Consider the following 9,872-nt stretch of genomic DNA (forward strand, 5'->3'; position numbering starts at 1 on the left):
ATAAAAGTTTCCAATATATATTTCAGACCATGTCGTCTTTTTATATAGCTGTTTTTTGAAATTAATGTATTTCCAATATGTTAGTCCAATCAAGATTTTTTTTTTTGAATAAAATTAGGTTAACGGAAATTTGAAGGGAGTTAAATTGATGGCTAACAGAAGAAATATTCGCAGGTTGCCGGATTTTCTTATTATCGGCACCCAAAAAGGCGGAACGACTTCTCTGTATAATTACTTGATTCAGCATCCTCAAATTATGCAGGCAAAAAAGAAAGAAATTCACTTTTTTGATTTGAAATATCACAAGGGGATGAAATGGTATAAAAGGCAATTCCCTCTAAAACCGACGAGTTTGGGGGGATTTAAAACGGGAGAGGCGACTCCCAAATATATCTTTGACAAGGATGTTCCTGAAAGGGTCTTTAAACAGATGCCAGCTGTGAAATTAATTGTTTTGCTGAGAAACCCTGTAGATCGAGCGTTTTCAAACTATCAAATGGATCTGGATAGTAAATTGCCTCTACTGCTTCACCAGGGTTCAAATGATCAATTTATGACATTTGAAGAAGCTTTGGAAGCAAATATTGGACAAATTTATTTAAAAAAGGGAATGTATGCGGAACAATTAGAACGTTGGCTAAAATGGTTCCCGACGAACCAACTCTTGATTATCCAGAGTGAAAAATTCTTTTCAAACCCAGCCCAGACATTAACAAAAGTATATCGATTTTTAGGAGTATCCAATATAAGACTGACAAATTACCAGCCATACAGGAGCGGGAATTATAAAAAAATGAAACCTGAAACGAGAAAAAAATTGCTGGCATTCTATAAGCCCCACAATGATAAGCTTAATAAACTTTTGAACATGAACTTTAATTGGAATTCTTAGAATTTTTAAAAGGAGGTGGAGTCATGAAACCCATTGTCTCCATTATATTAACCAGCTATAATAAGCCAAACTCGATTGTTAAAGCCATTGAAAGTGTAATCAAACAAACCTACACTCATTGGGAACTGTTCATTATGGATGACAACTCAAACGAAGAAACCGTAAAAATCATATCCAGCTATTTGAATGATCCGAGGATTCACTATTTTAATAGTCAAATCAAAGAAAACGAGAGATATAAATCAACCAGATATGCCACCTTAATTAACGAGGCGATTCTGAAGACGAAAGGAAAATACATTTCTTATCTTACAGACGACAACATCTATCTGCCTAATCGGTTAAAGGTAATGGTGAACTTTCTAGCACAAAGAAAAAATGTTGATGTGGTGTATTCCGAACAACGTGTTATATATTTTGATCAAAATGGAAAATGCGTAAAGGAACATATCCGTAAAGCCCAAGGGGTTCAGTATCGGGCAGCAGGAAGAGTGGATCATTGTTCTGTTATGCATACTAGGAAAATAGCAGATTTAGTTTATAAAAAGTATGGAAACTATTGGAATGACGATCCGCAATATTGGTTGAATGGAGATGCAGCCTTTTGGAATCGCCTAAACGAGTTACAACCCTTTCATCCAATCCCGCAGATTTTAGATGTCGCCTGGAAGTTTCCGGAATCTTTTCAAAGACTGAATGCAAATGTACCCAAAAATATACCGAATGGAACTTTAGTAAGAGGGCTTTCTAATGAAATCTATCTAATCGATCAACAAAAGCGCAGACTAATTTCTAACGAAATGCTGCAGAAATTAAACTATAAAATAGAGAGGATCGTTAAAATACCTGATCCCTTCCTATTTAAATATGAGGAAGGAACTCCAATAGATGAGAATATTTTTCTTGAACCTGAAAAAATACCCAATCAGCGACTAATAAAAGCGAAAGACAGCCCGTCTATTTATTTAATTCAAAATAATAAAAAGTATCATATAAAAAATATAAATGTATTTAAACAGTATCATTTCAAGGTGGATGATATCGTCATTCTCGAGGAAGATATGATATCAAAAATTCCTGACTCGAATCAAACGATTGATAGTGTGAATAATACGAAGTCCATCTTACCGGATGGAGTTTTATTTAAATGTAATTCACAATTTTACCTCGCTTTTAACAATCGGCTTCATTCTATTGAAAAAGACGTAATCAATAGATTGAAACTGTCTGTTAACGATGCAATTGTCATGCATCCAAGCCTATTATCCAATTACGATAAAGGGGAGCCTTTTTCATGGGTTAAAAAATCCCTTTTTGTTAAATAATGCCTAGTTCTATATATAACACCATGATTTTGACTTATTTGCAAGGAGTGGAATTATGAGATTATTTTTTATTTCTTCTGGAACCAAGACGTTGTCTTATTTAGACCCCAATATTATATCCGCTTTTAGGCATATCGAAAAGCATGCTGCCGCGCCGTTTAAGTTTGCTTGTTTCCATCCAGATAAAGAGAATATGCAATACCTGTATTTTAAAGTTTATAAATTCAGACCCAATATCATTATATTTCTAAATAACATCATTCCTATACAATACTTTTCTCAATTAAAAAGATTGAGAGTTCCCATTGGTTTATGGGTGGTGGATGATCCCTACATGATTAGCCTTCACATAACAAAAGCGAAGATGTTTGACTTTGTCATCACGGAAGATTCAGGAGCTGTTCCTGTTTATAAAAATAATAATATCAAGCCTATTCATCTTCCTCTTGCTGTGAACCCAAGCTTTTATTCACCAATGGAGGTACCTGATAAATACAAATACGATATTTGTTTTGTAGGCAGTGCACTGCCAATCAGATTAAAGATAATCGATGATTTAACCCCATTTCTTAAAGATAAAAAATTTATCCTAATTGGACGTTGGTGGCAAAAGCTCAAAAACTATTCCATTTTAAAAAATAATATTATTAATCACACCATTCCGCCTAATGAAGTAGCAAAGTATTATAATGGCACTAAAATTGTCCTTAATATTCATCGAACCGTTAACGATGTCAATTTAAATCCCCAAAGAGTACCCGCTTATACTCCAAACAATCGAACCTTTGATATCGCAGCATGTCAAGCCTTTCAATTGGCAACTTACAGGCGTGATTTAGAAAAGTATTTTGATTTAGGAAATGAAATGGTGTGTTATCATAATGTTCAGGATTTAAAGGAAAAGATTGATTATTATCTTGAAAACAATACTGAAAAACAAAGAATTGCTGAAAATGCCTATAAACGCACGATGCATGACCATACGTATGTCAAGCGCCTTGAAGAATTAATTGGAATTCTTAAAAAAGAAATTCTTGTCGTAAAAAAATAGGATAGTAACCCTCGTATTAAAATATGAATAAAGCAGAAGCTAAAATTTTTTCAAATCTTGATTGAGGAATCCTTTTACTTTGTCAAGGTTATGGTCAGGGGGATTTCCAATCTTTATATTCACCTTCCGAACGAAAGGTTCAGGATCTATTAAAATATCCTGATAATAAACATCTATGATTTTTTCGGATGGAATTCCGTAAGTATGCCGGTAATGATATAAGTTTTTTAAATACGGGGTTAAAATTTGTGTTGCGTTTCCAATCCCAATTTTATCACGATGAACCATTGAATTAACAGAAGCGTCGAAAGGCCGATGGACAAAAACATAAGTAATTTCATTGTCTTGTTCTAAATAAGGTTTCCATAATTCAATTGTCAATAAAGTACGTGGATCTTTTAGTCCCCAAATAGGTTTCATATTGCTCTTTAAAAAGGTTTGAATTTTATGGCTTGGGAAATTAGCTGCTTTAATTTTTTCACGACTAGGCGGCTTATTCCACGAAGCGTTAACACTTTGTAAAATCTCTTGATTTATTTGAAAAAATTCAATATTTTCGTAATGTCCTTTTGGGTTAAATCGGGTTGCAGGTAAGAGTTTATCCCCCATATTAATGCCTAAAAGATGCATAGCGCCAGCAGTTGCACTTGAGCCCGAACGATGAAGACATAGTAAAAGGAAAAGTTTATTTTTCACTTCCAAACATGACAGCTCCTTCCGTGTTGTAAAACAATGTGAGTTAAATGAAATTAACATTAAAGATCATTTGGGAAGGGCTTAGCATAAGGATTCTTCCCTTTTTGTTTTATTGTATTGATGAAATTTCCTATTATGACCTAAATGACTTTATGTTGTTTGTTTTTACAAAATTTTCTATTTTAATATTGCCATATTAGCAGTTTGCTAAATATGTAAATTTTTGTGGTTATATTCAGAGTAAAAATAGAGAGGAGTTTGGATCTCCTCTCTATCTTTAGGAATTTCCCTTTTTCGCATTTGTTAAGGGGTTGGAGCCGGAGTCGGAGCCGCTGGCGGGAAAATGGTCGGACATTGCGGCGGGAACGCCAATGGCGGGCAGACAAACGGTATTTCTGGGCGTGGTGCACAAAATTCCGCTGTGATTTCCAGCTTTACCAACGCTTCCATTTGAATGTTTTGACACATATTGATGGAAATATCAAGCTGCTGGAATGTGAAAGTTCCAGGTGATGCACCAGGACGGCAAATTAAGTTTGCGTCACATTCAAAATCGGTGATTTCGCATTGTAAGAATGTTCCTGGAGGTGCACATAGAAAGAATTTTTCAGCAACTGCAAACGGGATGGGCAGTGTTGAGCAGGATAACCCTTGAGGGTTAGTCACACGAACCACAACAAAACCTTTTTTCAACACTTTTACTTTTTGTAAAGTAACAGTTTCGCCAGTGGGGAGAGTAAATGTTCCAGTCTGCCGGCCTTCAGGCTGTGCAATTTCAGTACAAAGAATGGAACCCGGTGCAAGCGGATCAACAGGGTTGCCTTCCTCATCTGTCACGAAACAATCAACAGTAAAAACATTGCCTAGAACAGCACAAGGATCATCTGATCCGGGGGTAGGGGTAACTCCTCCAGGGCAATCAAAGAATAAAGTAGCACCCAAGTCGCTTGCATTGAAAGCGATTAGGGGAACATCGGATTGGCGGGTAACCCAGTCATATACTTTATTTACCTTAATACAAAGTGTTTCTTGGCCGCCTTTCACTGACCTAACATCCATGAATAAATCCATCCTCTCATCCTATATATTTAAAAAAGGGAAGTCTTCTGTAATTTTTAAGCATCCTCCCGTAGTGCCTAGTTCTGTTTGGCTAGATACTTAGTTTGAAGCAATGACCAGAACATCAAGCAATATTAATATATTCGGTATGAATTGAGGCGTGCCTAACTTATTTGGATTTTTCCGCGAAGAAAAGCGTGTCGAAATGATGCGGATTACATCTATACATGAATAGATGTAAGGAGAATTCCTCTTTACAGGTCATTGCGCAAGCCATAAAGGTAATTTTTCACACCGTATTTACACGTTTTAATCGTAAAGGCATAAAATGAAAAGAAGAAGGATTAGGCATTTGACCTAAGGGGGGGAAATAATGGCAAATCAAAGTCGACTAGAAAGACTTACCAATGTACAATTAATACAGAAAATCATACATCTTGAGTCAGAGCTTTCTCTTAGCCGTGCAGAAACGGAAGATTTAGCTGAGAAATATCGGAAACAAATAAAAAAGCTGAAACGGAAAAACGAGGGGCTTAAAGAGGAACTTGAGGAGCTGTTACATCAAAACGAAAGATACGATGAGGAGAGAGATCAACATATTAGGGAATTCAATGATCTTCTCCTAAAAAATTCCGACTACGCAAACCAATTATCGAAACTAGAAAAAAGTCATGATTGTAATGACCTTATCAATCAAATTGAAACCTATGAAATAGAACAAAATAAACTCATCGAAAGAATTGATGAGTTAATAAAGGAATCTGCCGGCTATAAAGAAGAGGCCGACAACCTTAGAGTACAAGAACGTTCTGCTGCTGGTACACTCGAAGAATTAACTATACAGAGAGATCTATTCATTACAAATCTTAAAAATTTGGAAAATGATAAAAACGAGTTGGAACAGTCATTGCAAACAAAAAATGTGGAAATAGAAAAATTGGTTCAAGAAAAAAAGGAAATGACACAAGTAAATGGTCAATTAAAATTGGAACTTGAAAATGAAAAAAACGAATTGGAACAGTTATTGCAAACAAAAACTGTGGAAATAGAAAAATTGGTTCAAGAAAAAGAGAAAATGACACAAGTAAATGATCAATTAAAATTGGAACTTGAAAATGAAAAAAACGAGTTGGAACAGTTATTACAAACAAAAACTGTGGAAATAGAAAAATTGGTTCAAGAAAAAAAGGAAATGACACAAGTAAATGGTCAATTAAAATTGGAACTTGAAAATGAAAAAAACGAGTTGGAACAGTTATTGCAAACAAAAACTGTCGAAATAGAAAAATTGGTTCAAGAAAAAAAGAAAATGATACAAGTAAATGGTCAATTAAAATTGGAACTTGAAAATGAAAAAAACGAGTTGGAACAGTTATTGCAAACAAAAACTGTGGAAATAGAAAAATTAGTTCAAGAAAAAAAGGAAATGACACAAGTAAATGATCAATTAAAATTGGAACTTGAAAATAAAAAAAACGAGTTGGAACAGTTATTACAAACAAAAGCTGTGGAAATAGAAAAAATGGTCCAAGAAAAAAATGAAATGATACAAGTAAATAATCAATTAAAATTAAAACTTGAAAATGAAAAAAACGAGTTGGAACAGTCATTGCAAACAAAAACTGTGGAAATAGAAAAATTGGTTCAAGAAAAAAAGGAAATGACACAAGTAAATGATCAATTAAAATTAGAATTTGAAAATAAAAAAAACGAGTTGGAACAGTTATTGCAAACAAATACTGTGGAAATAGAAAAATTGGTTCAAGAAAAAAAGGAAATGACACAAGTAAATGATCAATTGAAATTAGAACTTGAAAATGAAAAAAACGAGTTGGAACAGTTATTGCAAACAAAAACTGTGGAAATAGAAAAATTGGTTCAAGAAAAAAAGGAAATGACACAAGTAAATGATCAATTGAAATTAGAACTTGAAAAGTTCAAAGCAGAGAATACCCAATTGAGTTTAGAGAAAAAAGCCGCAGTTGAATCCACCAATGGACTTAAAAAAACTTTGAAGATAACAGAAAACCAAGTACATGAATTAGAGGAAGCCAAAACTGAAATCAATACACAGTTAGAAATAATGGCATCAGGAAATAAAGTATTAAAGGAAAAGAATGAACAATTTATCAAAGAAAAAGCTGAGCTGCTTAGAAAGATTTCCGGCCTTGAAGAGGAAAATGCTTCGTTTCACGACAAGGTTTCTAAATTTTCAGAACAAAAGATTTCAGAAGAAAAACGGATGGATAAAATAACGATCAACCTTAATCAAGTGTTTAAGGAAACCAAGCAGCTGGTAAGAATGACTTCTTCTTTGAAACATCAACTTGAAGCGAAAAATTTAGAGATGGCTCAAGTAAAAAAAGAAAAACAGATGCTTATGGAACAGATTATCCAACTAAAAGGTCTTTATGAGAAGTCCGAGACAAGAAATAAGGAGCTAGAGAAAAACATTGAAGGGTTGAATGAAGAATTTCTTAAAGTAAAAAAAATGTTAACTCTTATTGATCAGCTCGAATCAGAAAACCTTCAGTTAAAAGACGATATCAAGTCCAAGATTAAAGAATTAAATTTGCTAACAGAGAGTTATAATCAAGACAAAGAGTTGTACCTGAATGATCTTATTAACATTCATGAAGAGGGGAAAAAGTACAAAGATAAGGCAGATGAATTGGACTCGGAAAGGGAAATCTGGTCTAAAGAGATTGAACGGTTAAATTTAAAAATAGCACATTCAAAGGAAACAGCCAAGATAAAGGAAGAATTTGAACAAAAAAATAAAATGCTTATAGCCGAGTTAAAAGCAAAAGAAATCGAAATATACAAAATTAAAAATGACAGTGAACGAGCTCAATTGGAGCTTTCAGACCAGCTTTTAACCGAGGTGAAAATGAATAAGGGGAAAATAGCTGAGTATGAGGACGATAGGAAGAAGTTGGAGAATCTTCTTAGGGAACTGAAGGCTAAAATTGCTGATTTAGAATCCAATTTAGAGGAAAAGGAAAATTTTATCGGACAGTTCATAGAACAACCGTTTTCCCAACTGTTTGATAATCTACAGCCACCGTTTCAAGAGATTGAGCAAGTATTGCCCAAGGTGCAAGAGCAGGGTCCAATACAGGCTAGAAATGAATCGCGATTAAATCAACAGCAAGCTGACTGGTTTCGTCGCATAATGACGCAGCAACAATATACGGGACAGTCTACCCACAGTAAGAACAAAAATTCAAACGCAAAGCCGACCGATTTTTTTACATTAAAAAGGAAAACTGGCCAGCCCCCCGTTCCTCCTTTTTCCACCGTTGAAAGGAAGCAGGAATAATATAAGATTTTGCTGGAACGATTTTTTGATCAGAACAACCTTCTAACAACTCTGAGCCTGCAAGGAATTAATGGAAAAACGGGAACACCTGAATGTAAATAAATTCATATACTATTAAAGTAACGTAAAAATAGCCGGGAGGTAGTTAGTTTGAACAGAAAACAAGGCCTGCAGATAAATTCAGGATCTTTGGCACCGCATCGGCCGCAGCAATCTGGTCTTTATCTTGGAAATAAGATTATCAAAGGTACCAAAAGTTATTCGGCATATGGAGGAGCCTCCTACACTAAAAGGAGCAAAGGTGGCTGTGGCTGCGGAAATAAGGTTCCGAAACAGGAGGGAATACAAAACAAAAAATAACAACAAAGACTGCGTAATGGTTCGCAGTCTTTTCAATATTGATATTTTTTAAATGTGGTTTGATTTTATTGAATATCTTGCAATCATTACTAATCTTGATTAATTTTTAATTCTTTTGAAATATTAAGACTTCAAATGGAGTTATTCGGTGATCCCGTTTATGAAATAGCCGAGAACACTCGTGACTTCAGTCATGAGATGAATCGGCTTCGGATAGGGCGTGGCTTATGCCAAGTTAACTATCCGACATATGTTCAGCAAAGCATGTACAAAAAAATACTAATATAATTCCAGTATTTACCTTTAATCTAGTAACCTATGTTATCATAAGTATGAGGTGGAACATATGGTAGAAGATATGTATATTCCATTCAGTATCATATTGTATGGTGCGTAAAGTATCGCCATAAGGTGCTAATTGGTGATATAGATGTAAGATTAAAAGAGATGCTGTTTCAAATAGCAAAAGATAATGGTTTTGCAATTTCAGAAATCGAAACCGATTGCGACCATATTCATCTTCTGATCGATTGCCCCCCTCAACATTCCATTCCTACAATGATTAAAACATTAATAGGCGTCTCTGCAAGATTACTATTTAAAGAGTTTCCGGGCTTAAAAAGGAAACTGTGGGGTGGTCATTTGTGGAATCCTAGTTACTTTGTCGCAACCGTAAGTGAAAATACAGAAAAACAGATATGCCAATCCATTCGTAATCAACAAATGAAATAGCGAAAGGAGCTGAACCTAGATGGCTACACCAACATACGTGATATCTTTGCCTTTAAAAGTTGAAAAAGGGCAGGAACATATCTTAGAAAAACGCTTAAACATTGGGAGAAATATCTACAACGCCTGTCTAGGTGAAGCATGGCGCAGATATAAATACATGATACGCAATCCCAGGTATTGGAAAGCGGTTCGTATGCCAAAAGGGAAAGAACGCAATCAACTTCTTACTCAATTAAAAGAACAATATGGCGTTCGTAAATTTGACTTAAATAGGTACGTTCAAGGAATGGGACGTAAGTTCAAGCGAAATATCGGTTCTCAAATGGCTCAGAATATCGCTGAACGATCGTTTGGGGCAGTTGAGAAAATCATGTATGGGAAGGGAAAGAAGGTACGGTTTTGTTCAGCAGGTCAATTTTTTTCGTTAGAAGAAAA

Annotated in this window: 7 protein-coding genes and 2 pseudogenes; 7 read left to right on the forward strand and 2 right to left on the reverse strand. The window is 34.8% G+C overall.

The features are described 5' to 3' along the window. Positions 1-148 precede the first annotated feature (148 nt). Genes J2Y67_RS11225 through J2Y67_RS11235 form a run of 3 tightly spaced genes read left to right on the forward strand, consistent with a single transcriptional unit; the run spans position 149 to position 3,268 of the window. Positions 149-892 (forward strand): sulfotransferase domain-containing protein, encoded by a 744-nt coding sequence (locus J2Y67_RS11225; RefSeq protein ID WP_310173966.1) that lies wholly within the window; start codon positions 149-151, stop codon positions 890-892. A gap of 23 nt (positions 893-915) precedes the next feature. Continuing rightward, positions 916-2,217, forward strand: coding sequence for a glycosyltransferase (locus J2Y67_RS11230; protein ID WP_310173968.1), 1,302 nt, complete (start codon positions 916-918; stop codon positions 2,215-2,217). 55 nt (positions 2,218-2,272) lie between these two features. Then, the gene (locus J2Y67_RS11235; RefSeq protein WP_310173969.1) at positions 2,273-3,268 is read left to right on the forward strand and encodes a CgeB family protein; all 996 of its coding nucleotides are present in this window, start codon (positions 2,273-2,275) and stop codon (positions 3,266-3,268) included. A gap of 39 nt (positions 3,269-3,307) precedes the next feature. Here the strand turns inward: J2Y67_RS11235 and J2Y67_RS11240 are convergent, their stop codons facing one another. Together J2Y67_RS11240 and J2Y67_RS11245 are read right to left on the reverse strand one after the other, a co-directional pair. Then, positions 3,308-3,970 carry a sulfotransferase family protein gene (locus J2Y67_RS11240; protein ID WP_310173971.1) on the reverse strand — a complete coding sequence of 221 codons (663 nt, stop codon included), beginning with the start codon at positions 3,968-3,970 and terminating at the stop codon, positions 3,308-3,310. Positions 3,971-4,267: 297 nt separating this feature from the next. Next, positions 4,268-5,023 (reverse strand): BMQ_0737 family morphogenetic spore coat protein, encoded by a 756-nt coding sequence (locus J2Y67_RS11245; protein ID WP_310173973.1) that lies wholly within the window; start codon positions 5,021-5,023, stop codon positions 4,268-4,270. Positions 5,024-5,396: 373 nt separating this feature from the next. Here J2Y67_RS11245 and J2Y67_RS11250 point away from each other — a divergent pair, with 373 nt between their 5' ends. From J2Y67_RS11250 to J2Y67_RS11265, 4 genes and pseudogenes are all read left to right on the forward strand, one after another. Continuing rightward, complete coding sequence (locus J2Y67_RS11250; protein ID WP_310173975.1) at positions 5,397-8,345, forward strand: hypothetical protein; 2,949 nt, start codon at positions 5,397-5,399, stop codon at positions 8,343-8,345. Positions 8,346-8,495: 150 nt separating this feature from the next. Further along, on the forward strand, positions 8,496-8,705 hold the full coding sequence (locus J2Y67_RS11255; protein ID WP_310173977.1) for a hypothetical protein: 210 nt from the start codon (positions 8,496-8,498) through the stop codon (positions 8,703-8,705). A 332-nt stretch (positions 8,706-9,037) separates the two neighbouring features. Further along, positions 9,038-9,437: pseudogene (tnpA, locus tag J2Y67_RS11260) on the forward strand (IS200/IS605 family transposase). Positions 9,438-9,456: 19 nt separating this feature from the next. Next, positions 9,457-9,872, forward strand: a pseudogene (locus tag J2Y67_RS11265) (RNA-guided endonuclease TnpB family protein); the annotation flags it as partial.

The sequence above is a fragment of the Neobacillus niacini genome (assembly GCF_031456445.1).
Lineage (GTDB): Bacteria > Bacillota > Bacilli > Bacillales > Cytobacillaceae > Neobacillus > Neobacillus niacini_I.